Origin of the sequence: Amycolatopsis sp. NPDC051758 (genome assembly GCF_044453095.1) — a bacterium.
In the GTDB taxonomy this organism is placed as follows: Bacteria; Actinomycetota; Actinomycetes; order Mycobacteriales; family Pseudonocardiaceae; genus Amycolatopsis.
The window spans coordinates 265277-291132 of record NZ_JBITCJ010000010.1 but is presented as its reverse complement, the minus strand read 5'-3'; the positions used below and the strand labels follow the sequence as shown (position 1 = coordinate 291132).

Annotated in this window: 17 protein-coding genes; 10 read left to right on the top strand and 7 right to left on the bottom strand. The window is 68.9% G+C overall.

Features of this window, described 5'->3' with window-relative positions; translation table 11 throughout:
- Positions 1–235 precede the first annotated feature (235 nt).
- On the top strand, positions 236–757 hold the full coding sequence (locus ACIA5G_RS39445; protein ID WP_395932841.1) for a hypothetical protein: 522 nt from the start codon (positions 236–238) through the stop codon (positions 755–757).
- Here ACIA5G_RS39445 and ACIA5G_RS39440 read toward each other — a convergent pair.
- Entirely contained in the window at positions 744–1922 is a 1179-nt protein-coding gene (locus tag ACIA5G_RS39440; RefSeq protein WP_395932839.1) for a 3'-5' exonuclease, read from the bottom strand. The genes ACIA5G_RS39445 and ACIA5G_RS39440 overlap by 14 nt on opposite strands.
- A 292-nt stretch (positions 1923–2214) precedes the next feature.
- On the opposite strand from ACIA5G_RS39440, the gene ACIA5G_RS39435 reads away from it, so the two are divergent.
- Positions 2215–2532, top strand: a complete 318-nt coding sequence (locus tag ACIA5G_RS39435) for a hypothetical protein (protein WP_395932837.1) — start codon at positions 2215–2217, stop codon at positions 2530–2532.
- Positions 2533–2946: 414 nt separating this feature from the next.
- Positions 2947–3777: a hypothetical protein gene (locus tag ACIA5G_RS39430; protein ID WP_395932835.1), complete on the top strand. Its 831-nt coding sequence runs from the start codon at positions 2947–2949 to the stop codon at positions 3775–3777.
- 1711 nt (positions 3778–5488) lie between these two features.
- On the opposite strand, the gene ACIA5G_RS39425 is transcribed toward ACIA5G_RS39430, so the two are convergent.
- From ACIA5G_RS39425 to ACIA5G_RS39400, 6 genes are all read right to left on the bottom strand, one after another.
- Positions 5489–6196, bottom strand: coding sequence for a hypothetical protein (locus tag ACIA5G_RS39425; RefSeq protein ID WP_395932833.1), 708 nt, complete (start codon positions 6194–6196; stop codon positions 5489–5491).
- A 70-nt stretch (positions 6197–6266) separates the two neighbouring features.
- Positions 6267–7415 (bottom strand): hypothetical protein, encoded by a 1149-nt coding sequence (locus tag ACIA5G_RS39420; RefSeq protein WP_395932831.1) that lies wholly within the window; start codon positions 7413–7415, stop codon positions 6267–6269.
- Positions 7416–7512: 97 nt separating this feature from the next.
- Positions 7513–8418 carry a hypothetical protein gene (locus ACIA5G_RS39415; protein WP_395932829.1) on the bottom strand — a complete coding sequence of 302 codons (906 nt, stop codon included), beginning with the start codon at positions 8416–8418 and terminating at the stop codon, positions 7513–7515.
- Between the two features lie 23 nt (positions 8419–8441).
- Positions 8442–8744: a hypothetical protein gene (locus tag ACIA5G_RS39410; RefSeq protein ID WP_395932827.1), complete on the bottom strand. Its 303-nt coding sequence runs from the start codon at positions 8742–8744 to the stop codon at positions 8442–8444.
- A gap of 78 nt (positions 8745–8822) precedes the next feature.
- A complete protein-coding gene (locus ACIA5G_RS39405) occupies positions 8823–9500 on the bottom strand; it encodes a YfbU family protein (RefSeq protein ID WP_395932825.1) in 678 nt (225 codons plus the stop codon).
- Positions 9501–10028: 528 nt separating this feature from the next.
- Entirely contained in the window at positions 10029–11171 is a 1143-nt protein-coding gene (locus ACIA5G_RS39400) for a hypothetical protein (protein WP_395932823.1), read from the bottom strand.
- On the opposite strand from ACIA5G_RS39400, the gene ACIA5G_RS39395 reads away from it, so the two are divergent.
- From ACIA5G_RS39395 to ACIA5G_RS39365, 7 genes are all read left to right on the top strand, one after another.
- Entirely contained in the window at positions 11137–11880 is a 744-nt protein-coding gene (locus ACIA5G_RS39395) for a DUF6998 domain-containing protein (protein WP_395932821.1), read from the top strand. The two genes, ACIA5G_RS39400 and ACIA5G_RS39395, sit on opposite strands and share 35 nt — an antisense overlap.
- 242 nt (positions 11881–12122) lie before the next feature.
- The gene (locus tag ACIA5G_RS39390) at positions 12123–13592 is read left to right on the top strand and encodes a hypothetical protein (RefSeq protein ID WP_395932819.1); all 1470 of its coding nucleotides are present in this window, start codon (positions 12123–12125) and stop codon (positions 13590–13592) included.
- Positions 13585–16140, top strand: a complete 2556-nt coding sequence (locus ACIA5G_RS39385) for a hypothetical protein (RefSeq protein ID WP_395932817.1) — start codon at positions 13585–13587, stop codon at positions 16138–16140. Before ACIA5G_RS39390 ends, ACIA5G_RS39385 begins: the two co-directional genes overlap by 8 nt.
- Before the next feature lie 1282 nt (positions 16141–17422).
- Positions 17423–20959 (top strand): AAA domain-containing protein, encoded by a 3537-nt coding sequence (locus tag ACIA5G_RS39380; protein WP_395932815.1) that lies wholly within the window; start codon positions 17423–17425, stop codon positions 20957–20959.
- Between the two features lie 137 nt (positions 20960–21096).
- The gene (locus ACIA5G_RS39375) at positions 21097–22398 is read left to right on the top strand and encodes a hypothetical protein (RefSeq protein WP_395932813.1); all 1302 of its coding nucleotides are present in this window, start codon (positions 21097–21099) and stop codon (positions 22396–22398) included.
- Between the two features lie 360 nt (positions 22399–22758).
- Complete coding sequence (locus ACIA5G_RS39370; protein ID WP_395932811.1) at positions 22759–24630, top strand: RNA-binding domain-containing protein; 1872 nt, start codon at positions 22759–22761, stop codon at positions 24628–24630.
- Between the two features lie 482 nt (positions 24631–25112).
- On the top strand, positions 25113–25466 hold the full coding sequence (locus ACIA5G_RS39365) for a hypothetical protein (RefSeq protein ID WP_395932809.1): 354 nt from the start codon (positions 25113–25115) through the stop codon (positions 25464–25466).
- Positions 25467–25856: the final 390 nt, after the last annotated feature.

Genomic DNA, 25856 nt, shown 5'->3' with positions numbered 1-25856 from the left:
ATGGGTCGGCGCGCGTGGTCTGCGGCCAACGGCTTCGGTAGCTGCGGAAACGTCCTGCGACGCACTTCGTTTTCGTCGTATCCTGCGGATCTATGCCGACCAAGGGGAGGGCACCGCAATGTCGTACCAGCCGCGTCCTCGGCACCCACCGGCTGCATCTGCGGCCGGGGGACCCGGCCGTTGGCCGGGTGCTGTCGGCGCTGGAATCGTCGCGCCGTATCCAGGTGGTGGCCCGGTGCCACCGCGGCGGCGACGCACCGCGCTCTGGATTTCGCTGGTCGCGGCGGGGTTGTTCGTGGCCGTGGTGCTGGTGACCGGCTTCTTGGCGCCGGGCTTCCTCGTGCGTCACGATCGGTCGCCCGACTCTGCGGCGGCGAGCTCGCAGGTCACGTCCACCGGCGAGCCGAAGACGTCGAGGACACCGTTCTCGCGGAGCGACCCGGCGCAGCTGCGGGCCGCTCGGCAGGTGGCCGAGGAGTTCCTGCGTCGTCTCAATGCCAACGTGATCGACGGTTCGGCGGGCGCGAAAGCCATGGGATGCCCGGGTTCGGAGTCCTTGCTGGGCGGCACGCTGCTCGCCGTAGAGCCGCCCACGCAGCTTGCGATTCCGACGCAGGGCGAAGTGCGCTTCCGCGACCCTGTGATAGAAGTCGACGTCGCCGGTGTGACGGACCAGCACGCCGTGACAGGCTATGTCCGGCTGCAACCCTGGCAGGACCACCAACCGTGTGTCCGTATCTTGGTCATCCGGTGGTAGCCGACGCTCCAGCCGGCGAATCGCCCTGCCGCGGGTCGAGCAGACCCAGGAGCTCCAGCCGGGCGGTGATGCCGTTGAGGTTGCGGCCGAACTCGGCCACCAGTTCGGCCACGGTCGCCCCTTCCCTGCGCCGCTGGGCCAGTCGCTGTTCTTCGTCAGGTGTCCAGCGCTTGTGTGAGTTCGGGTGGACCCGGCGCAGGTCCTCGACCGTGTACGCCGGTGGTTGCTTCGGCTCAGGGCGGTGCTCGCCGGCGAGGTCGGCAGGGAACGGCGCCAGTCCCAGCTTGTACAGCCGCCAACGGATCGCGGCCTCCGTCCGGCCTGTCCGGGCCTGGATCTGAGCCGGTGTCCGACCGGCTTGATCCATTGCCGTCAGCTCGGCGTCATCCTCGGCGCTCCAGGCGCCCGCCTTCTCCGCTGGCGGCGGAAGCTCGGGATTGGCGGCCATCTCCTGCAGGCGGGTCAGCATCGTGACGCAGTCACCGAGTGCGCGGTGCTGACCGTCGAGCCGATGCCGCCGGTAGCCCGCCCCCTCAAGCGCAGGTTCGCCGACCCACTCGGCGTGTCGAGCCATCGCGTCTTCCCAACGGGCGGGCACCCAGTCGGTGGTGGCGGCCGTGCTCCAGCTGGGCAGCAGCCGGTTGGCCTCGGCGGTGAGGAGGCCGCGGTCGAAGGCTGCCTTCCAGCACACGATCCGCTTGCCCGACAGCAGCTGTACCAGTTCCTCGTGCAGCTCGGCGAACGCTGGCACGTCCGGATCTGACAGCATCTCGGGGATAATGCCGTGCTTGGCGGCCGCTTCAGCCGCGATCGGCTCGCCTTCGGGATTCACCAGGGTTTCCAGTAGCACCTCCCCGGTGGCGGCCACGACCGCGACTTCCAGCAGGCGGCCGTCGAAGTCGGTGGACTCGGTGTCCAGCAGCACGGTCTTCGGGTCGTCGAGCACCTCCTGGGCCCACAGCGCGGCCCGGTGCCGATCCACCGCGCGCCGATCGAAGTCCTCGACAAACTCTTCGTCGCGTTTGCGGGCATCGAACAACTCGACCAGGACGTAGCCATCCGGCCGCTGAGGATCGCCGGCGCGACGGCCGGCGACGCGCAGCTGCTGGTTTGTCATCAGGTGCGGGGGCACCTCATCGCGTCGGTATACCGGCACGTCGGGCATCAATGGTCTCCTCCAATAGCACGGCCGGGCTGACCCTTCGTATACACCGCACCACCGACAGTTCTGGAGACCGGTAGCGGTTCGGAGATGGAGCGCTGCCGGACTCAACCGCCGTGAACAGGCGTGGCGGGCTGCCGACCATGCTCATGACGACTTAAGGTGGCGGGCACGAAGAGCCGTTGGTGTCGGGCGCTCGATGTCGCCAATGCGCCCTCGGTCCGAAGCAGCGGGGTTCGCCGGCCAGGCCGTAACAGGTGCACACCACTACACATCGTGAACCGGAGTAGTCCCGATGACTCAGCACACCACGACCCGGTACTGGGTCTCCCGTACCGTCGAAGGCCTTGATGACGAGGCGGAGCGTGGCGAGGTCACTCTGTACGGCCCCGGGCCCGGCCAGAGCGGCCCGATCTCCGCTGTCGTCACCGGCGGAGGCTTCCGACCCGACGGGCTGACGGCCGCGGAGAGTGTGGTCTTTCTCGGCGGCATTCCCGAGGCGCCCAACACCGAGGAGGGCGTGGTGGCCTCAAGCATGCCCGGCAAGCCCGGCGAGATCACCACTACGCGGGTGTTTGTCCGCGCCGAGAATGTGCCCGACCAGCCGAAGTGACGGATCTGCAGCTCTACTTCGCACGCGGGCTGACGGCACCTCGGGGAAATTGAACCCTGCCGGATGACCCGGCCGTAGCAGCCCACGGTCATCGGCGGGCGGGGTCAGGCTCCGGACCTCGGCAAAGAGATCTCTGCTGGTCACCCGGTGGTTAGTGAGGTGTGTCGCCCGCGCTCGGTGCGGCTGGTGTCGGTTCGGCCCCTCCCGATACGTGCTCGGGCTCTGGCGCTCGTCGCCGACGCCCTGCCGTCTGTCCTGCAGCCGGATGACCTCGGAGTGCTCGACCTGCACGCCTGCCGACCACGACATGGGAAGTGCCGTCAGGTCCGCCCACTAACCGTTTGGGGCGCGTGTCGTCAGCAGGGCGAAGGTCGAAACGGCGACGATGGGTCATTCGAGTTGAAGGGGAGCTGCATGCCGACCGAGGATGAGGAGCGGGCGTGGCTGGCCCGCATCGAGAGGATGTTCCCGACGATCGAGGCGTGGTTCAAGCGCACCGGCGAGGTGCCGCCGATGCCGGCGCCGGGCAGCAGCTTGGCCCGAGACGATCAGGTTTACGGACGCCTGCCGCCGTCACACCTGGCCTACGGCGGCATCGTCACCGCTGCTGAGCACCTCGAGCTGTTCCGGGTCGGACTGACGGCCAGCAGGATCCTCTACCCGTCGTCGTACTTCACGCTGTTGCGCAGCGCGCTGATGGGCTCCACCCAGGCCCTATGGGTGCTCAAACCCCGGCTGCGGGCCGAGCGGATCGCGCACGCGCTGCAGCTCGTGCGCGACGACCTCCGGCAGAGCATGAACCTGCTCTTGGTCGACACGCCCGCTGAACTCGGTCTCGACGACGACCTCGACACCGCACGAGCGGGCCTGAATCGACGCCTGGTGGAGCTGCAAGCCGCAGCTGCGGCGGCCGGGCTCGACCCAGACAAGGTGCCCGGGTGGCGCATCAACATGACCGAGATGATCAAGACGGTGAGTGAGCTCGTGCATGCTGATCACCGCGGTGACGCCGACACCCGGCACGGGGCCTCACTGCTGTGGCGGCTGCAAAGCGGCCATGCGCACGCCACACCCTCGGCCCGGGTACGGCAGATCCGGGCCGAGCAGGTTCAGCAGCATCCCGATGGCACGCTGACCGGAGCGGCTACCGCGAGCTTCGCCGAGGTCGGCTCGGCCTCCGCGGCTGCGGTGCTGTTCCTCAACGAGGCGTGGCGGCTGTACGAGCTGCGTTGCACTGCACCGTGACGAAGGCGAAGCAGCCGGCCAGCGAGCCAGGAAACGCCACCTAGGCCGACACCGACGCGGAGTCTGCGTGAGCGACCTTCGCCCGCGGCCACCGCGTACTTCCCCCTTGCAAGTCGCCTGCACCGTCGACGCGAGGATCCAGCTCGGCGGCGGGTCAGCACGGGCCCGGTTGTGACCGCGTCGACCGCCGCCGGGCGGTTCCCGCACTACAGTCAGGCGCGTCAAGGTAGGGCTGAGTTGCCGGGCCACGAGAGTTTCCTTCATTCGAGATCCGGCCCGCTGACCTGCGGGAAGTCTCAATCGCTCACGGGCGGGAGAGTCAACTTGGGTTGACGACTGGTCGGGGACACAGCAGGGGAGTGTCCAGCATCCGGCTAGTAGCGGTGCCGGCGCGAGGAAGTGAAGCGAGTACGGACCGCTCGTTGAGAATGGGAGCGGTATGTGCTTGCCCAGCGCGATGATGATCACGGAACCGGATCACGGTCAGGGCTGATCCCCGTTAACTGTATAACGTCCTATGCGGCGCCGGACGGTGTACGCCGGGTCCACGGCTGGCCTGAGTGAAGTATGCGCACCTGGCTACGACCCGGTCAGGCCTCCTCCCCGAGCGCGCCGCAGGGAGGAGGCCCTCTGAAAGACGAGGCGACCGACTCGCACTGGCCGGTCAACGGGGATCCTGGCCAGTCCGGCTCGGCCAGCTTTGGCGGCGCCAGTTCACTGGACATGCACGAGATGCTGATCGCGGGATACGAACGGGAGCCGATCACCTGCGCGACCAAGTTCGAGCGCGGACGCGCCGATTCATTGGAGACCACCGCAACGAGTCCCGGATGCGGCTGATGGCCCACGGCGTCACCGGACACGATCTTGCCGAGAAGTACCCGACTCGATGGCCGACGTGATCCTGTCCTGGGGCACGCCCGATGCCGGCACGCAAACGTGGGGAGGAGGCCCCGATGGCCCTATGGCGGCCGCCGTGGGGGAGTGCGGCCAGGACCGGGATCACCCCGTGGCGACCGGGGAGGGTTGGTCGGCTGTCTGGCAGCGATCGTGGTCTGTGGAAGCGGGATCGCCGGCATCGGCAGCAGCCCTCTTAGTTGTATAACGCCCTATACGGCGGGCGATATAGGAGCCACCATTGCGATGGTTTCCTTAGAATTCGAAAAACAGCACATAAGGAGGCAGTCCGGGTGACCAGTCAGTCTGTTTCGACCGCCTCACCGCACTTGTAGTGCGCGCCGTTCAGCGGCGTGTCCACCGCGAACCGCTGGACGAGGTTCAGGAACTCCCGGCGGCAGTCGCCCAGGGTCAGGCGGAGGTGGATGTTTGGCCCCGGATGCGGCTGTAGTCCCGACGCGGGATGTCGATGCCTTCGACGCTGCCGGGCAGCGTCAGTGAGCCGCCTGCCTTGGGGGAGAAGGTAGCCCACCCCGCGATCTGGCGGGCTGGGTTGGCGGGCAACTAGAACTGTTCGTCCAACTGCACCTCTGCTATCGCTGCCTCTCCGAGCAGAGCTGCCCGAGCGCGCCCTTGTAGCCGCCCGGTGCGGGCGACAACGTGCGGGTCTGGACGAGCTCAAGTCGCCGCTCGGCGCAAAGAAATGGTGCTTGCTTCGGCCTACCCACGCGATGCCGGAACCCAGTTACTTCGCGCGTGGGACCAGTCCGGAAGCCGCCACCGCCAGGCTCTCCGCCCCGTCGACCCTTCGTGCTCACGGACCCGGCTCGATGTGGAGTCCCGTCAGGTCGGCGACCGGTGCTCGTTCACCAACTCGGCGCCAACGCATACCCGCTAGGTCGGTGAACGTGATCTCCAGCTGGCTTGCCGACGCCTTGAACAGCAGTTGCAGAGCCGGCGCCACGTCCTCGTCGTCGCCAAGCTCGTACTCGGGTTGCCACGGCTTACCGGGCAAGAGCGTCCGCTTGGGACCGTTCTTCGCGCGGAGATGTAGCCGCTCGCCGGTCTCGAGCCAGTTGGCTGCGACCACTTGGACATCGGTCACCGGGTCGGGTCCGAAGTTCTCGATTTTGATCGTGGGACGTGGGTTCTCCGCCTTCTGTGGCAGGTTGTTCACCCCGACGTGGGAGGTGTCGGAGTAGACCCATGAGCCACTCACAAAATAAGCGTGCACCCGCTGGCGCTCGGCTTCCCGCCGGCTTTCCCGGCCGACTTCGTCCCGAGCGATCCGCAGCGCGGCCCACGCTGCGTAGAACGCACCGAGCCCGCCGACCCACTGGCCGAGTCCTGCCCAGTCGTCGGGGCCGAGCCATGCGCGCGTGCCGATCAAGACGAGCACCGCGCCAGCAGCGCCGGCCAGGAGGTACCACGGGCGGGGACCGGTGAACAGCCGCTTTAGGCGGAGACGCGTGATCGCCCAGTTGACGGCCGCGGTTCCTCGCGGCAGGTCGGGTTCAGGCACTGGCCAGTCTCCTCTCTTCCTTCTCGCCGGGGCGCCCCGGCGAGAAGGAAGATTACGGACGGCCGCGGCATCATCGGGCTGGCCGGGTGTTACCGACCGTGACACCCGTCCCTGCGGAGTATGCAGGTGCGGTCCAGGCTGGGACCCAGGGAATGTCGTCGTCTTCGGTGGCGTCGGGACGTGGCTGGGGCAGTGGGCGGCCGTCGGCGAGCAGGTCGAGACGGGTCACCTCAGCGTAGGTGTAGCGGTTCGCCGCGCGTGTCAGGTGCGGGCACACCGCGTCGGCGACCGCGAGGCAGCGCGGGTGCAACGCAGTGTCGGAGACCACCCTGTCGCCGTCGAGGACGACCAGGGCTCTGGTGGGCAGCGGTTCGCCGCAGACCTGACACAGCCAGGCGTCCTGGGCCAGGGCTTGGCGGGCGCCGTCCAGCAGCCGCCACCACGGCGTCCCGTTCGACACCGGCGTCACCCACGGGTGCGGGCGGCCCTCGACAAGCGGCCGCGGCCAACCCGGCCCTGGGGCGGGGCGGTCGTCGCCGCGGCGGACGCGAGCTCGTTGCGCCCGCCAGAGCGCCACCGGAGACCCGGCGGCGAAACACTGCGGGTTCGTGCAGACGAGCTGGTCGTGCAGTTCGGGGTCGTGCTTCAGATCGCCGCGGCAGTCCCGGCACCGGAACGTCGCGGGCGAGGTCGGGGCCTGCGTGGCGGCGGAGCGGCTTGTTGCCGCGCCCGTGGACCCCGACGTTCGGGTGGTGTCGTCCGGCGAGCGGCTGGTCGAGACCGAGCCAGCAGGGGCGAGACCGGCGATGTCGTATTCGTCGTCGTTGGCGAGGTCGCAGCCGACGAGGTCGACGCGTTCGTGGCGGGGGACGGCGTAGATCAGGGTCGGGGAGCTGGCGGTGGTGTAGTGCGGGCACACGGCGGCGGTCAGGCGCGCGCACTTGAGCGAGCAGACGGCGCCGCCGTACATCTCGACCATCGTGCTGGTCTGGTTCGCCGGCGCCAGGACGTACACGACCTCCGTCCGTGGTCCGCCGCAGACCTGGCAAAGATCATCCCGGCGCATGCGGACGGCGCGATGGCCGTCGAACTTCCACGGATCCCAGCCGCCCCGGCGTTCACCGTCACTCGAAGTCGCGGCGAGCCACGGTTGCGGGCGTGACTGCGGCCGCTGGGGGAGCGGGGTTCCGGCGTTGTCGAGGTCGGCCGTGCACTGCATGCGTGGTCTCGGCCATCGCCCCGTCCCCGCATCGTCCACTGCTGCGCCTGCTCTGTCGTGCTGGCCTGGGTGGACTGTCACGACCGTTTCATGCCCTTCACCCTGGATGATCAGCCGACGGCTCCGCGCCGGCGTGCAGGGTAGCCGGTCCGTCCCAGCGGTCGCGGATGATGGTGGCTAGTTCGTCGAGATGCGTTCGGGCGTTCGCCGCGGCCTGAGGGTCGGCGGTCTCGAAGAGCCGATCGAGTTGGAGGAGTGTCGCGTGTGCCTGGCTGGCGGCTTGCTGTGGGGGCGCCGGCTCGGGAGCCCTCGTCCACTCCTCGCCCCACAGCGGGGACCCGGCCTGGCTGATGGCCGAGCGGAAGATCAGCTCCTCCACGTGGTCCGCGGTCAGGGCGAGTTGCGTCGCCCATGACGTCAGCAGCGCGACGTATCGGTCGTAGGTGGATGGCCGCCAGTCGTCGATGTTCAGGGGCGTATGTGCGTGGGTGATCAGCCAGCGGCGGACGACGGCGTCGAGGATCGGAGTGGCGTGCTGGGAGGATTCGGCGGCGGTGACGAACCGCAGGTACTTGGTGCCGAAGGCCACGCCCAGGTACCGCAGTCGGTTGTCGGCGAGGTTGCGGAACGCTGCGGGTCCGCCGTCGTCTTGGGCGATGCAGGCGACCTCGGCCAGTCGTTCGGCGGCGCGGGTGTTGTCGGTCAGCACGCGTGCGGTTCGCCAGGGGCCGTAGCCGACTGGTCCGTAGCCCCAGATCATCGCGACCAGGAAGGCTTGTTCAGCGCCCTCTGCGGTCCTGGCGTGCGCTGCGTGGCGGGTGGCTTCGGCTCGGTCGATTCGCTCGGGTAGGGCGCTGAGGAACGCGTGATGCTGCGGGAAGTACCGCAGCCACGACGGACGGGACCAGCTCGATGGCGGCTGCGGCGGTTCACCGCGTTCCCGCCATCGCTGAACGGCAGCTGTCAACGCGTCTGGAGCTGCCGTTTCTGGAAAGTCGTTCACGCGTCCCCCGTTGATTACAGTCGTCAAGTCGTGGTTTGGCCAGTACTGCCAGTTGCGTGCGCGGCCGGGTAATGGCGTCCCGGGTGGTCAGCGACGCCGCGAGCGCGGCGTCGATCTCGTCCTCCTCGCAGCGGAGCCGGGCGGGTGTCCAGGTCCCACGTCGCCGCGTAGTGCGCGGACAGGGCGGCCATCAGGTCGCCGAAGATGGCCACGATCGTGACCTGCCACTCGTGCACCCGCCCGGCGGTGTCGGCCCTGTTCTTGAACACGTGGCAGAGCACGGTCCCGGTGATGGTTCCGGCCATGACGGTGATCACGGTTTCCACATGCGGCGCTCCCGGGGATCTTCAGGCCGAGGTCGGGGGACGGGGCGCTGCCGGGACGGGTGGCCACCGGACCGACCGTCATCGCGCGGCTCCGGGCCGGCGCGCTGCGTCGAGGATCTTCTGCAGGTCGGAGATGTCGAAGAGGTGGGTGCTGAAGGCGCCGTCGCCTTCGCGGGCTTTCCGTTCAACCACAACGGCTTGGTAGCCCAGCAGCATGCGCCGGTAGACCGGCAGGACCGGCATGTGGGAGTTGCCGCCTTCGTGTTCGTCGTCGAAGTGGTAGGCCAGCCTGGACCACCGGCCGCTCTTGATCAGGTGCTCGGCGAGACCGGCCAGGCGCGACTCGTGTGCGTCATTGTGGTCAAACCCCCGGAATCGCAGCGTGCACTCCGCGCCCTCGCCCAGCTCGCCCAGAGCCTGGTCGCCGAGCCGGTCCAGCGCGGCTTCGATCGCGAAGAACATGTCCAGGATCTCCATGGTCAGCGCACCGTCCGCCGGGGTGAGCTCGTCGCTGATGGCGATGAACTCGCGGTGGTACTCGGTGGTGAACCCCTCCTGGAGAACCTCGATGCGCTTCTGGTGATGCTCGACCTCGTCGGTGTCGCCGGCGTTGGCACCGAGTCGCTTGAGGATCTCGTGCTGCAGGACCAGCACCTGTCGGTCGAGCATGCTCAAGCTCTTCGGTGCGCTCGTCGTCGCCGCGACCGTCGTGCGGCCGAGAAGACCGTCGATCGCGCCGCGCAGCAGAGCGCTCACGTTCGTGCCGCGACCCTGAGCGAGAAGTTCGAGCTCATCACGCGTCTCGTCATCCACGCGCAAGTTCAGCGTTGCCACCACACACCTCGTACTCTGTCAGACTGGCCGTATTACGGCATTACGTTTTGACGAGCGTAGCACGTATTGAATACTGTCCTGTCTCGCTGCATCTGGTGCCTGCGTCCGTTCGCGACCTGCGTGGACTCAGTTCGGTTGAGACGACCTCGGGCGGGTTGGTCTCACTGAATGTGGTTCCCTCGGCGGCGTCCAGAGCGGCTTGCCACGTGGTGACCGCGTCGTGCCGGTGTCCCCGCCGGACGTGGAAAGCGCCCAGGTTCCAGGCCAGGTGCCAGACGGTGTGGTGGTAGCCGATGGCGGCGGTGCGCTGGGTGGCCAGCAGGGTGGCGTGCTCGGCGTCCAGCCAGGCCAGTGCCGCGTCGGTGTCGGGCAGCGGGTGCGGGTGCACGCCGCACGCGGGCAGCTCGGGCCCGGCTTCCTGAAACGCGGTCGTGGACCTTAACCCGAAGCTCAGCGGTCCTCGTGCTTGTCCAGCATGATTCGCCCGGCTTCACGATCTGCCTGCTCACGACTGCGGCGGTAACCACATACGAGGCATGTGCCCGCGACGATGCCGGCGCCAAAATCGTCTACACCGCCGTCGGGAATCAAGGCTTCCCGGTCGCAGACTGGGCAGTCCTGGAGGGCCTCTCCAACGTCGCCCGGTGCTGGCGCATACCAGCCCGCCGCCTCGATCCGACGAGCGATCTCGTCCTCGTCGAGCAGGCTGAGGTATTCCTGTGCGATACCGGTGCGGATGCTGTCTGCCTCGGAATCGCCGCGTTGGTGGGCGTCGATCTGCTCGTCGAGCAGTCCGCGCAGGCGAGGGTGTTCGTCCAAGGCGAACAGCGCGTCGAGATGACGTTGTTCCAGCTCGCCGCGGCTCTCGTTGCCGTGCCTGATCGCATTGGCGATGTCGATCGCCTCCAACAAGTTCGCGGTCTCAATTCTCACGACCGCATGATCATGTGCACGCGGCGCAAACGGCTCGCGCTCTACCTCACTGGCCGGCCGGTGCTGCTCCGGCGGAACGGTGAGGTGCTGTGTCACCGTGAGCGTCACGGACTCTGCTACCTCACCGGCTGCGTCCCATTCCGCGGAGATAGCGTCCACACGCACCTGCGGTGGGACGAGCTCAGCGTTGGCCGGAGTCGTCTCCTGGCTGCGAGCCTTCGCCCCGAGTAGCTCCAGCATGGAGCGAGCGAACTTGACCCTGGGCTTGCCAGGCTTGTTCGGCTTCTGCGCGACGAACTCCTCGCCGCGCCATCCCGATCCCACGACAATGGCCAGGCCGTTGCTGAGCGCGGCGTCGAACAAGGACTCGGCACCGACCGCGTTCGGGTCTGATCGCAGCGCGAACGCGCAGCGGGCATACACGCGGGCGCGGCCGGCGAACAACGTCACATCAGAGGAGTCGGTGGAGTGCACGCCGAACAGTATCTGAGTCTGCGCGGCGCCGACACGCCGCGGACGAACAACGAGACCAGCGTGGTGGACGACGTCGGGGTTCCGGTGAGGTCGGGTGCGGCCGCGGTGGTCGACGAGCACGGCAGCCACGATGCGCAGCCGGGGGTAGCAGGTGAGCAAGTCCGTCGCGACCTCGGCGAGGTCCAAGTCCTCGACCAACCCCGGGTCGGCCGAACAGCGCGATCAGCTGGATCTCCCGTTCGCTCCGAGTGCTTCCGGCGCGGAGGACGAACTCGACCGCGCCGGAACGGTGGGCGAGCATGAGTCGTTCCAGGTCGCCGAAGCGGGGCGAGCGCGTCGGCGACCGTCGCACGCACCGCCGGCCATCGGTCCAACCTATGGTGCAGGTCAAAGAAGAGGAGATCGGGTGAATTCAGCGCACGATGATCTAAGTGGAGCGTCTGTCCCAGAACTGCTGGCCAGGTATGCCGCGATCCTGCAGGAACTACAGGATCGCCGGGTCGTGCGGACCCGCAACGCACCCCTGGGCGACTACGCCGAATACCTCGCTGTCCAGGTTTACGGCGGGACGCTGGCCACGAACTCGGTCAAGTCCTACGACCTGCTCGCCGCCGATGGTCGTCGAGTCCAGGTGAAGGCTCGGACCGTCGCGCCGGACACCCGAGCGAGCGCCGTGTTCTCAGTCTTTCGCTCCTTCGACTTCGACATCGCCGTGCTGATCACCTTCGACAGCGCCACTTACGCGCTGCGCCAAGCCCGTGAGGTTCCCGCCGTCGACCTGAAATCGGCCGGCCGGCATTCCGCCCACGTCAACGGGCGCTTGATCAAAATTACCGCCGGTCTTCAGCTCGGCGCCGACGTCACGCCGCGGTTCCGAACCGTCGTGTCGCGGTAGCCGCCGAACAGTAAGCGACCTCAGGCGCGAGGATGTCGTTGGCGCAGCCCGCCGCACTCGGCAACGTGGGCGCCCTCCACCGCGGTCATCACCAGGTGCCGGCTAGCAAGGACGACGTGTGTGTACCGAGCGGTGGAGGGCGGGGCCCGCTGGCGTAGATGAGAGCGTCATTGTGGCGACCCGCGATTTGAGGCGTCTGATCTAGGGTTGTCACGTCACCGCCAGGCGAAGGGGAGGGGCCGTTGACCGTTGAGGGACCCGCGTGGAGCTCTCCAGGGTTGCGCGTCGGGGTCGGCCGATACCCGCTGGCCGTCGAACAGCCGGTCATGTCGAAGGCCGCCAGGCTGGTGCCCGGGGTTACGACGGTGACGCCACACGCGCGGTACTTCGCCGTCCACGGTCTGGTCGCCGCCGAAGCCCGTGCGCAAGGCCTGGACCGGGAAAGAACCCAGGACCTGGTGCGCCGGGCCGAGGTGGCCCTCGCGGCCGTGTCCTTCGTGCACCACGGCGGCCACGACAGCACGATCGGCCGAGCGCACGGCACCGACGCGCTGATCTCCTGGCTCAAAAGCGGGATGGTGCCGTTGGCGGAGGCGTCCCGGGCCGGCAGAGGTGGTTACGTCGGGTCTGCATGGGGATTCTCCGCGGCCTACTTCGGATCAGAGCTGACCATCGGGGTGCTCGCACCCGACCGCGCGCCTGGCCCGGCCTGTGAGGAGCCGCTGCTACGCCGGTCCCTCGGCGAACTGCTCGAGCTGGCGCGGCGCGAGCAGCTGCAGGCCGACGACCTCGCCGGACATCATGACCTGTGCATCTGCGCGGGTGCCGGCACCGAGGACGGCGACTGGCTCGCCGGCCTGCTGTGCGGGACGGACACCCGGGCTCCAGACACCGAAGCGACCCAGCGACGTCGCGCGACGATCCAGCTGGTTGCCCGGATCATCGACACTCACAAGATTGGGACCGTCACCGGCGACGTCGGCAACATCTTGGCGTTCGGAAGCTTCCTGACCGAAGATCAGATCACCGCCCGCAGTCCCGTGGCCGGCGAATGGCGTGGCCTGGTCCTGCGCAACCACACAGTGTCGGCGTGGCGACGGCTGTGGGCGTGGCTGGTGAACGGGGTCTCCGAACTGACCCACGTCGACGACATGGTCGCCGCATTGGCCGACCAGCTCCCGGTGGGCACCGTGGAGAGTTTCCTGGCCACTCTTCCGCCGACGATGTCGGCCGCCGGCGAACCCACGAACGCCGAAGTGCTGCTCGGCGCCGGTTCCGACGGACCACAGCAGGACTTGGCCATCCTGGCGGCCGGCGCCGCCAGGACCCGTGAGCTGACCGGCCCGGCGCTGCAGGTCTTCGCAGGACGTCCCGATCAGGAGCTGACGCCCAGCTGGTTCTCGGCACTGCTGCACGCGCAACGTTCGTCGCCGATGGCGGACTTCGCATGCCGGCTGGTCCAGCTGTTGGTTGCCCGCAGCGAACGCGTCGCGTTCATGAAAACCCGGCGGAACGCGGACGGCACGCTCTGGTTCCCGGGCCGGCTGCGCTCACTCGATGGTGGCTGGCTCTACCGAACGGGAAAAGAGCGGCGCGGCAGCGTCAACCTGAGGCTGGACCGGCTCGGCAACGTCCTCGTCGGCGCCGGCGTGCTCGCCGCGGGGCCGGAGGGGCTGAGCGTGACCGAGAAGGGACGGGCTCTCCTTGGCTGACCGCGAGCCGCCGGAGGGTGCGGCGTCGCCGCTGACCTGGCTGCTGAAAGAGGAAGCGGCCGGGGACGGGCAGCTCGACCACGCCGTGTTCCTCAGCTACTCCCTCGATCTTGCCTTCTTCGAGTCCGTCGCGCTGGGACTCGCACGCAGCCTGGGCGCGCGCGTGACCGTGGTCGGCGACGCCCGCGTCAGCGCGCCCGACCCACGAGCAATTCGGCAGGCCGGCCGCTCCTACCTGGCAGGGCTGGCGGTCATGCCGGGCGCCTTCCATCCGAAGATCGTGATCCTCACCGGCCAGCGGCGTTGCCTGGTCGCGATCGGCTCGGGCAACACCACTCTGGCGGGCTGGCAAAACAACAAGGAACTGTGGACGGTCTTCCGCGGCACCGCCGACGAGGCGCCCGCCGCTGTGCACACCATGGCCGCCTGGTTGCGTGCCCTGCCGGTGCACGTACGGTTCTCGCGCGGGGTCGCCGAGGCGCTGCGCGCAGCGGCCGGGCAGCTCGAGTCTTTCCCAGCGACGGATGAGGGCACGCTGGTACTGGACAACCTGCAACGGCCGCTGCTCGAGAAGCTGCCAGTAGGACCAGTCGACGAGCTGCGCGTGTCGGCGCCCTTCCACGATCCCGGCGCGACGGCGCTGAGGGCGCTGGTCGATCGGCTGCAACCGCAGCGGCTGACCGTGGCGCTCCAGCCCGGCCGGACCATGGTGGACGGGCCCGCTCTCGCCCGTCTCCTCGAGTACACCGACGGCGAGCTGATCTCAGACCCAGAGCCGCGATACCGGCACGGGAAACTCATCGAGTGGCGCATCGGCGCGACGCTCTGGGCGGTCACGGGCAGCGCGAACGTGTCCTCCGCCGCGCTGCGCGGAACGCCGCGTACCGGCGGCAACTGCGAGCTGGCCGTCCTCAGCACCGTTGCCGAGTCGTTGCTGCCCCGGGGGCGGAACGTGCCGGCCGGGGAGGCCGCGAGCGAACGGATCCGGCTGTCGGAGCAGGCGCGCTCGGTGTCTCTGCTGGGCGCGACGCTGGTGGAGAACGGGTTGCTGGTCGAGTTCGCAACAACCGTGCCGGGGGAGGGCTGGGTCGAATACTCCGAGGTCCACGAGCCGCCAGAGACGTGGCGGCGCCTTGGCGTCGTGCCGCCAGGAACGATCGAGATGCACCTGCCCGGCCGATACATCGCGGGCAGCCGGGTCCGCCTCGTCTGCGGTTGGGACCCGGCGACTGCGGTCACGAGCCAAATCGTGCTGGTAGCCGATCTGGCCGGCGCGGCCAGCCCGGCCGCTGCCGCGGGTTCGCGCCCTCAGGTCACCGTCGAGGCTCTCCTCGGGGACTCCGTGCTCGCCACCCGGTTCCTGGCCGACCTGGCGACCTTGCGCGCGGCGCTGTCGCGGCAGAACACGCCCGCTGCCGCTGCGACGCCTGCGGGCACCGGCGAGACGGCGTGGGAGGTGGAGCTGCGCAGCGGCGCGGACCTGCTGGGCTTGCCGCTGATCCGCTTCGCGCTCGGACGCCCGCAGCGGGCGAGCCCGCCGCAGCGGGAGTGGACCGAACAGCTGGACGTTGACGAAAGCCACAGTGGCCTGGACGAGGACTCCGCAGAGGAGGACGTGGCCGACGATGCCGGCGCCGACCAGGCGACGCAGGCTCTGCGCGCGCAGCAACTGGCGAAGCTGCGCCGGTGGGCTGTCCAGCTCGCCGCCCAAGCCGACGGGGTGGCGACCCTCGACCGGCTCCTGCCGGCACGGCTGCTGCTGAGCAGCATCGGGCTGGGAGCGTGGGATCCCGACGACGACGGCTGGTACGAGCTGGTGGCCGCGGTCCTCGAGGCTCTCGGCCGCCAGGACACACCACCGCGGGAGGCAGAAGCTGCCCTGGGCAGCATCGCCGCCGTCGGCCTGGCCCTCATGCGGACGCGCACACCGCGCTACGACCGCGGCTCCGGGGCCGCCCTGGCCTACCGGCGCGCGGTCCGGGCGGTCGAGCACTTACTGCCCGCCGCCGAACCGGACCTGATCGGCGAATACACCCAGGGACTCGCCGCGCGCTTCGGCAGCGCGGTCGAGGTCGAAGCAGTGTGGATGCTGGCCTCGGAGCTCGTCCAGAACGATCCGATCGCGGACGCGATCCACGCCCTCGAGGAGCAGGGCAAGCAGGTGCACGCGGATCACCCAGCGGTGCTGCACGTGAACGGCGAAGCCCGCAGCCCGGCGTTCGCCGCATTGGAGGCGGTCGCGGCCGCGCAGGACACCACGCTGGGGGCGTGGGCGGGAACCGGCTCCGGCCGATGGACGCTGCTGCTGTGGCGGAATCCTGATCTCTACCGTGTCGACGCGACCGCCAAAGGGGTCTTGTGGCGGCACTACCGCTGCAACCGACGCATCACCCCACGCGCGCTACTGCAGGCACACGAGTTCGACTTGGCCGACCGGGTCCGGCGACCAGCGATGCTCCGGCCGATCCCCGAAGCCATCGAACTCATGCGGAGCCTGGGCCTTGACCCGGCACGGGGTATCTCCTGCCCACATGGCGACGGCACCTGAACGCTGCGCGGAGGCCCACGCCGGAGGGGCTAATTGGTGCCGACCGCGCCGGGGTCGCGGCGCGGTCGGCACCGGCGAACGCCAACGCGCCGAGTTCAGGCTGCTGGTGCGAATGGGCCGGTCGGCACGATTCCGACGACGGATGCCGCTTCCAGGTGCGCCTGCCAGCGTCTGGCACGTTGACGACTCAATCCACCAGTTCCAGCCGCAGCTGCAGGCGACACCCTCGATCGGCGAGCACCGCGCGCCTGGAATGTACTCGTAGTAGTCGTCGTGTGCGGCTTATCGTCCTGCTGCTCGTCGCCGTGCTCGCCTTGTTCACCGGAGAACCGGGCCTCGAAATTTGACAAAGAGTGGACACAAGCAGGATACGACTAGCCGGGCGACGAGCTCGAGACGAAGACCGGTCCGGACGGATACACGGATCGACCGCCCCGACGCGCAGGACGACCTTGTCGCCTACCTGGACGCCACCTCGCGGTCGGAGGACGGACGGTCAGTGATCCCGTCATGGGGGCGCCTGATGCCAGCGCGCAAACGTTAGGGGAGGGGACACGATTGTCCTATGGCGGCCGCCGTGGGGGAGTGAGGCCAGGACCGGATCACCCCGTAGCATCCGGGGCTGGTCGACTGCCTGGCAGCGATCACGGTCCATAGAGACCGGATCGCTGTTATCGACAGCAGCTACCTTCAAATTGTATAACGCCCTATACGACGTGCGATAAGAAAGCCACACTTACGGTGGGTTCTATAAAGATCCAAACCCAGCACCGAAACGCGCAAATGACAGGCACTCCGCGGCCACGAAAAGCGGACGCCCTACATCGATCCCGCCGACAGGCCTATGGCTTCCACTTCAAGACGGGCCCGGTCGTCGAGGGGGGAGGGAACGACCGGGCCCGTGCCCGCAACATACCCAGGCCAGTGCGGGAACCTACTGACCAAACGGGACTTCGGTGAAGACGGGCGCGGACGACGTCGGTCGCGTGCTCGCCCCGAGCAACTGTGACCTGCGGAAAGTCTCAATCGCTCACGGGCGGGAGAGTCAACTTGGGTTGACGGTTGGTTGGGGATACAAGCAGGGGAGTGTCCAGCATCCGGCTCCTAGCGGCGCCGGTGCGAGGCAGTGAAGCGAGTACGGATCGCTCGTTGTCTCAAACGGTCCCGTGCTCCTTTACTCCCGGCGCGACCAGTGGCGGTCTCGCGCTGGCGTGCAGGATAGTCGTTTCGCTGCAATGGGCGTGGACGACGTCGGCCAGATGTTCCGGTACAGGTCGACGTGGTGACGCACCGCCCGGTGCCGACCGGCGTCGCCGTTCACTCGATCGGAGTGTTGGCCCTGTCCGCGGGCCCGCGGCCGGTAGGGTTTCGGGTCGGTGTCGATGAGAGGGGCAACGTGCTGCGTGCGGTAGCCGACCGGTACGTGATTCTTCCTCAACCAGGGCGCGCGGGCGGTGCCGCCACTGTGGTCAAGGCGACCGATCACGTGACAGGCAAGCAGGTGGCGGTGAAGTTGATCCCGCGCACCGACACCGACCGAACCCATCGGGTGTTCTTCCGCCGTGAGGTCGATGCCCTGCGACGCCTGAACCATCCGAACATCGTTTCGCTGCTGGACCACGGCGAGGACGATGGCGAGAACGCCTTTTACCTCGTGTTTCCCTGGTTGGAGCAGGGCCTGCTCGACGTTCTTCCCGCAGCCGAGGACATCGGGTGGGACGACTTCGCCGACCAGTGGGCGCTGCCCCTGGCCGACGCGCTGGCCTACGCCCACGAGCAGGATGTCGTGCACCGCGACGTCAAGCCGGCCAACATCCTCGTGGGCGAGGAAGGCCAGCCCATGCTCGCCGACTTCGGCATCAGCAAGATCCGCAGCAGGATGGTCACCGAGGCGACCGTCGCGGAATTCGCTTCCCGCCCTTACGCGCCGCCCGAGCTGGACGAGATGACCAGCGCCACTCGCGATACCTGGGGCCTGGCGACCACCATCCTGCGCTGCCTGAGCACCGGCCCGTTCGAGGACTACCCGCACATCGCCACCGCGCTCGCGGAGATCAACGTGCCCCGCGAGATCGAGGTACTGCTGCGCCGCTGCACCAGCCGCAACCGGGAGAACAGGCTCGCCAATGCCGTCGTCCTGCGCGGCGAGCTCCGCGAGATCCGCAACCGGCGCAACCGCAAGTGGATCAAACAGCGCGCGGTCCAGCTGACGATCCAGGATAAGGCCGCCCGCCGGCTCGCCACGCCGCCGTTCGACCAGGACGCCGAGGCGATCGAAGCCGCCCTGCGCGCCGAATTCGCGCACGGCAGCCACCTCGCGCGCGTCGTCGACTCCGCTTCGGGCACCCGGCTGTCCGACACGTTCGATCTGGTCGGAGAGCAGTGTCGGCTGCGGCTGGCGATCGCGCCCGGCGGCGGTCCGTCCTTCATCGTGACGAAGCTGATCACCTCGGACGAGAACGCGCTGCACTGGGTCCGCCGTCACGGCTGGCCCGTCGCCGACGAAGTCGTCTGGACCGCGAGCCGCCAACCGCCGGCCGAGGCCCGAAGGGCGATGGAGAGCGTTCTGGCCGCGCTCGACGACCACTACATCGCCGTCGAGGAGGCCGAGCAGCGCCGCGACGAGAATCGCGTCTTCGACGTATGGCTCGACCTGCTCGACGCGAAAGACGACCTGGAGGACGCCCGTTCCGGCCCGCTGCGTTTCCGATCCGCCATGGTGGACGGCAAGCGGGTCCGCTTCAGCCTGGAGGCGGAGCCGGAGTCGGAGATCGTCGGGCAGGAACGCTTGTGGCGGTCCCGCAGCTCCGGCGAGCGCGCGATCGGGTCGGGTGTCGTCGTGGCGCAGGAAGGCAAGACCGTCATCCTCGCCTATCCGCAGCGCCCGTCCGGCGTTCCCCGCACCGGGGACCTTGTGCTGGACACCCGCGCGAGCCGGGCGGCCTTGCGTCGGCAGCGTGAGGCCGTGCTCAACGTGCGCTCCGGGATCGCGGTGCGGCCGCGGCTGCGTGAGCTGCTGGTGGACCCTCGCCGGATCGCCGCGCCGGCAGCGATCCTCGAGCCGGCCTGGTTCAACGAAGACCTGGACGAGGATAAGCGCACCGCCGTGACCCGGGCCCTGGCCAGCCCGGACTTCTTCCTGCTCGAAGGGCCGCCGGGCACCGGCAAGACCAGGTTCATCACCGAGCTGGTGCGCCAGGAGCTGCGCGCCAACCCGCAGGCGCGGATTCTGCTGGTGAGCCAGACCCATGTGGCCGTCGACAACGCCCTGGTCAGGCTGGCCGATGCCGGGCTGGAGGACCTCGTCCGCCTCGGCAAGGCCGGGGACGAGCGGATCGCCCAGCAGGCCCAGCGGCACCTGCTGGATCATCGGATGCCGTTGTGGGTCGCCGAGATCCGCGCCAACGCCGAGCAGCACCTGGCGCGGCTGGCCGCGGACGCGTCAGTCGAGCTGACCGACGTCCAGGGGGCGGGGGCGCTGCTGGAACTTCTCGCCGCGCTCGACGACCTGGCCTCCGCCCAGGCGAAGCTCGCCAACCTCACCGGCACCCGCAACCACCCGGGTGCCGCGGTCTCGCCTGGGGCCGAGGACAACGATGCCGTGTCCGACGCCGACACCCTGCGCGAGCAGGTCGAGCGGCACACCGCCCGGATCGACGGGTTGCGCGGGCGCGCCGGCTCTCTGCTCGGACCGGACCGACTCGACAGCGTGCTGCCTCCCGATACAGCCCTGACCGCTGCCGCGGTACGCACCGCCGTCGACGCACTGACCGCGTCGACCCCGGGGCTCGGGCAGCTGGCCGACATTCTCACGCTGCAAGGTGAATGGTTCCAGCGGATCGAGTCCAGCCGGGATCTGGAAGGTGTGCTCCTGCAGCAGGCCCGCGTGGTCGCGGGGACCTGCATCGGGTTCCTGGCCCACCCCGCCGTCCGGGAGCTGCAGTTTGATCTCTGCATCCTCGATGAAGCGTCGAAGGCCACGGCCACGGAAACCCTGGTGCCGCTGGCCCGCTCGACGCGGTGGGTGCTCGTCGGCGACCCCAAGCAGCTCCCGCCGATGCACGAAGAGGTCCTCGACCACGAGAACATCATGCGCCGCCACGAGCTGGAGCGCTCCGATGTCGAACGCACCCTGTTCCTGGACCTGCTGGGCAGCTCCCCGGCGGCGAACCGGCATCAGCTTACCCACCAGTACCGCATGCACCCCGGCATCGGTGAACTGATCTCGGACTGTTTCTACGATGGCGCGCTGCGCTCGGCGGCGAAGCCGGAACTGGCTGGCTGGGACCAGCTGTATAAGCCGGTCACCTGGCTGGACACCACCCACTCCGCGCTGCGCCGGGAGGACCGCCGCGGAACCAGCCTCGTCAACCAGTACGAGACTCAAGTGATCAAGGGTGCCCTGACGGAGCTGAAGGCCGCGCTGGAGAACGGCAGCGTGCGCCCCGAGGATTCCCAGCCGCTGCGGGTTCTTGTGCTGACTGCGTACCGCAAGCAGAAGGACGAGCTTCAGCGTGCGGTCGCCGGTCTCGGCTCGGCTCAGCTGGCCATCGAGGTGAACACCGTCGACGCGGTTCAGGGCCGCGAAGCGGACGTGACCTTCTTCTCGATCGTGCGCAGCAACGACCGCGGCGACCTCGGCTTCCTCGGGCAGCGGCACTGGCGCCGTATCAACGTCGCGCTGTCGCGCTCCCGGTTCGGGCTGGTCATCGTCGGCGACGCGACGTTCTGTCAGAATGCGCCCGGTCCGCTGCGGAAGGTCCTGACTCACCTGCGCAAGCACACTGACACCTGCCGGATCGGAGCGGCCCGAGCATGACCGACGCCACCGTCATCGCGGCACGCCTGCACAGCGAGCTGCATCCGGGCTACCAGCTGGTCACCGCGCTGGACGCCGTGGTCCCGTTCTCCTGGCTCACCCTCGAGGTGCTGGCCCAGCGACGCAAACCGCTGCCCGTGGTCGACGAGTTCGTGTTGCGGTTGTGCCAGCAGGGCGTGGACACGATCGGCGGGGTCGCCGGCGCACTGGGCATCGACGACGAGGCCGTGCGGTCCGCCGTCGCTCGCCGACTCTCCGACGAGCACCTGGACTACCGGCCCGATCTGCGTCTTGAGCACCGCGGCGGACGCCGCATCAGCCTGACCCGTGCCGGTACCGTGGCCGTCACGGACCTGCAGACCACCTCGCCGCAGCGGATCGATCACCTCCAAGCGTTCGACCGGCTGCTCTGGGAGCCGGCATCCCGCAAGAAGTCGGAACTTCTCACCCGGGCCGAGGCCCGCGCCCGCGAGCTCCTGCTGCTTCCTGCCGCTCGAACACGTGATGTGACCACCGACGAGGTCAGCCCACGCGCAATCAACCGCCTCCTCGTTCCCGCCGATCAAGGACCCGTTCGCGGGGCTTCCGGTAAGCCGGGTAGCAGCGAGCTGGTCGAAGTGCTGGCCGTCGACGCGGTGACCCGCCAGTACCTGCACTACCTGCCCGTCGTGGTCTTGGTGTTCGCCGCAGTCGGTTTCGACGACGTTCGGCTCACGGTCGTGATCGACGACATGGTCAGCGGCCCCCACGACCAGGCTCTGGCCGAAGCCGGTGGCGCGAGCAGCTTGAAGATCAGCGTCGAGCCGTCGCTGGGCGACCCGCCGCTTCCGCCGCACCTGCTGGCGGAGCGCGCTCCCCACGACACGGTGCGCGCCCTTCAGCGACGTGCCGATACGCCGCCGGCGCTCGAGCCCGGCACCGTGGTGTCCGACGACGACAGCGCCAGGGCCCGCGCCGAACTGGCCGCGCTTACCGTGCGCTGCGTACCTCCGTTCGAGCACCCTGAACTGCTCACCGCAGCCCTGACCGGTGCGCGCCGACGTTTCCTGTTGGTGACGTCGCTCCTGCGTGCCGCGGTCGTCACCGACGGCCTGATCGCCCAGCTGGAAGTCATGCTTCGCCGCCGTGACCTGATCGCCCGGATCGCCTACGGACTCGGCCACCCCGACGGCGACCACGACCCCGAAGCGCTGCGCCGCCTCCAGCAGCTGGCCGACGCCCACGACAACTTCACACTGGCGCGCGTTGACGAAGCCCTTCCGCACGATCTCATCTTCGACGACACCTGGATCAGCACCAACTTCGACTGGCTGTCCCACCACGGCGGCCCGCGCCGGGTGTACCGCCGAGAAGAAGGAACCCTGATTCGCTCGGCCGCGGCGGTCAGCGATCGTCATGACAGCTGCGCCGCCGTCATCGACTCGGCGACGACCAGCTAGCTTCGGACCCTGCACTCGCCTGAGCTGGCAGCCGTCATGTCGAAGCTGAGCGGCCGCAGCGCAGGGTGCGCGGCGGCCGCCGAACAGCGCCGCCAAGCCGGCACAAGCCGGACGCGCTTCGTGAGAAGCCGCTGACCGATGGCCAGTACCCCCCGCGGCGAAGTGACGTCCCTTCATTGTCGGAGGCATTGAGCCGTCGACGCGCCGGGCGCGTAGCGCCGAAGGCATGAGCGACCGAAGGCGCGACCGGCCCGGTCTGCGGCTGCCGGCTGCCCGGCATTGCCGATGTTCGCCCGCGTCCGATGTGGCAGTAGGTACCCGGCGACCTGGGCATCCGCCGCCGCACGGGAAGATGAGGGCATGACGGCTTCCGGTCTGGAACGCGCACGGCAGGCTTTGCGTGGGGGCGCCCCCGAGGCCCTGCTCGGGGAGCGGGAATGCGCCTGGCTCGACGTGAAGGAGGGCATCTACCGCCTGGACCAGCCCAAGGGGGCCGACGAGCTGGCCAAGGACGTCGCGGCGTTCGCAAATACCCCGCACGGCGGCCTGCTGGTGGTCGGATTCGCCGCCCGAAAGGAACACGGCGAAGAGATCGTCGAGGCTCTGAAGCCGGTTCCCCGCAAGCTGGTCAACCTCGATCAGCATCGCCAGGTCATCGCCGCCCGTGTGCTGCCCGCCCTGCGCGAGGTCACAGTCGAGTGGATCGACCGCGGTAACGACACCGGCGTCCTTGTGATCGACATTCCGGCCCAGCCGCGCTCAAGCCAGCTGTTCGCGATTCCGGCTCCGACGGACACCGCCGAGGTGAGCAAGATCGCCGTCGCTGTCCCGGTCCGAGATGGCGACGGCACCCGTTGGCTGCGGCCGCACGAAATCCGGCACCTCATCGGCCTCGGTTACGCCAACTCCGGCGACGGGGAGGACAAGCTGGCCGCCGTACTCGCGGCCATCCAGGCCCCGCACGCCGAGCAGCCGAAGTACACGGTCGGCGGCACCGACCCCCGCTGGAGCGGCATGCTCCGGCAGGCCGTCAGGGACCTCGCCGAACAGGGTATGACGCTGGGCGATCCCGTCTCCGATGCCGACCCGATCGGCCCCGGCGTGGCGCAGCACTTCCGTGAGCCGGGGCAGCAGGCCGGCTGGGTGCTGTGCGCCCAGAGCCGGTACCGGCCCGTCGCGGTGGCGGAGGAGATCTGGCAGGCGCTGCGTGAGCACGGAAGCGGCGCTCCGGACGGCGACGCACTCGGTGCGCTCGGGTTCCCGCCAGGAAATCCGACAATCGTGCGCGTCGTGGATCAAGACGCCAAGACGGTGCAACTCTCCGGCGGTCGCTGGGGCCGCGGCCGGCTACTGCGGTGGCCTGACCCGGCTGGCCGCGATTGGCGGTGGGAACCTCAGCCGGCGCCCAGCACGATGACGTCGGCAGCGACGCGTTCCTGGACGGGCTCGCTGAAACCGCCGCAGCTGCGGGCGCGTGTGCTGGGGATCCTGCCCTTCGCTGACGCCGACCAGGCGAAGCTCTCTCCGGGCGCGCTGGACACGACGCTTCCGCTGATGCCGTCTGGTGCGATGGGGACGTTCACCACGATGCTGTCGGCTCGCCGCGGCAGGCAACTGTCCGTGAGCGAGTGGGTCCCGGGCACCCACGGCAACGCCAGCGACCGGCTCAACCAGGTCAGCTCGATCACCGCCCCGGACGGGGAGCCCGCGTTGTCAGCCGAGGTGATGATGACGGTGTCACCCGCGTTGCACAGTTCTGCGGTCATCACCTGCGCCGAGGTCCGCGTCGAGAACTTCGACGCCTGGGCAAGGGCGCTGAAGGATCCGGTGACTGATCTGCGTTGGTCGGTGGACGAGCTGGTGAAGTTCTTCGGGGCGGCCTGGGTCACCGCGGCCGAGTTGCTGCCACACCTGGTCGACGCCGGTGGGCACGGTCTGATGCCGCGAAGCTTCTGGGCGGAGGTCCCGCGGATGGAGCTGTCGATCACCGCTGAGTCGCCGCACCACCACGAGCCTGGTCGACAGCCGCTGCTATCCGACGTCCTCAACCTGGATCCTTTGGGGCACAGTGATCGCCGTGACCAGCTGACCGAGCTGTTCGTCTCGGTCCCCTCGGCGCCGGGGCTGCACCCGGACGCACGGCGTCACCTGATCCGCTCGGTGTTGGTGGAGATGGCCCACAGCTACGGCTTCATGCAGGTCCAGGAGGAAACCTTTCAACCGGCGACGTAGAGGGTGATGTTGGCTCGGCTGCTGCAAGCGGTCCATGAGCCCGGCAGCCAACTCCAGTCGGGCTCAGATGGGCACTCGATGCCCGACGTCGTCCTTGTCTGGTCGACCTCGGCCGGCACGCATGCGAGACCGCGGCGGTCACACGGCTGATGGCCGGACCCTCCGCCTGATCAGCCCGCAATCCACCGCGCACTCGAACTGTCACGCGACATGTAAGGGCCCGTCGGATTCCAAGTTCGGCCGTAGTGCTGGCGCGCACGGCGCATCCTCGCCGCGCAGCACGCCGTGGAACTCGACCAGGGCAGGTCCGCCGACGCGGCGGCGGCCGGGCCAGCGGCGCACGCTCGCGCGCAAGGGCGCTGCACGCCGGGCCTGCGGGGACCGGCCCGGTAGACTTGAAAAGCTAGCGATCCCCGCGGCCGCGGGGCTGAGGACCGGACGCACGACGCTCCGGTACCCCAGCTCGCCCACGGAGGAACTGGATGCACACCGACACCGTCAACAGTCCGATCAGCGCCGCGGCACGCCGAATCTGCCGCGACGTCAACAAAAACGTCCACGCCATCACCCGTTACTACGACGCGGACGGCGGATACCTCCGCGGCCACGAGACGGGGATGTACTACACCGACCCCGCCGACCGGCCTGCGGACGCCGCTGTGCAAGCACCAGGGCGCCGCGACACCGCGGATCGGATGACCGAGCGCGAAGCCCAGGACCTCCTGGACGCGCACGCCTTGACCGGCCAGTACGCCGGTCAAGATCACGAAGCGTTCCTCCGCGACGTCGAATTCGCGCGCAGCTGCGCCCAGGAACGAGCTGACTTCGATGCCTGACCCCGGAACGACCCGAATCGCAGGCGCGACCCATTTTTGCGACAGAGGCGAGGTCCCTCGCGCAGTGCGCGAGGGACCATGAAGCCCTCGCCGAGATGGTTCGGAGCGCCCGCGGCCGGTTCCCCGAACTCGCTGCCGTAGGTCGGATCGTGCTGGTTGGGGGAGAGGCCGCCGGCGGACACCCTGCTCGTTGACTCCGCCCCGGGATTCGTGGCCAGCGCCGGCGCGAGTGCCGTCAGGCCGCTACCCGTCGACCGTTTGGGGGCGCGTGTCGTCAGCAGGGCGAGGGACGAAGCGACGACGATGGGACGACTACGAGGAAGGGGATCCGCCCGTCAGCAGCAAGCCGCGCTGAACCACCTTGTCGGTCAATGAGGGCGGCCTGTCGCG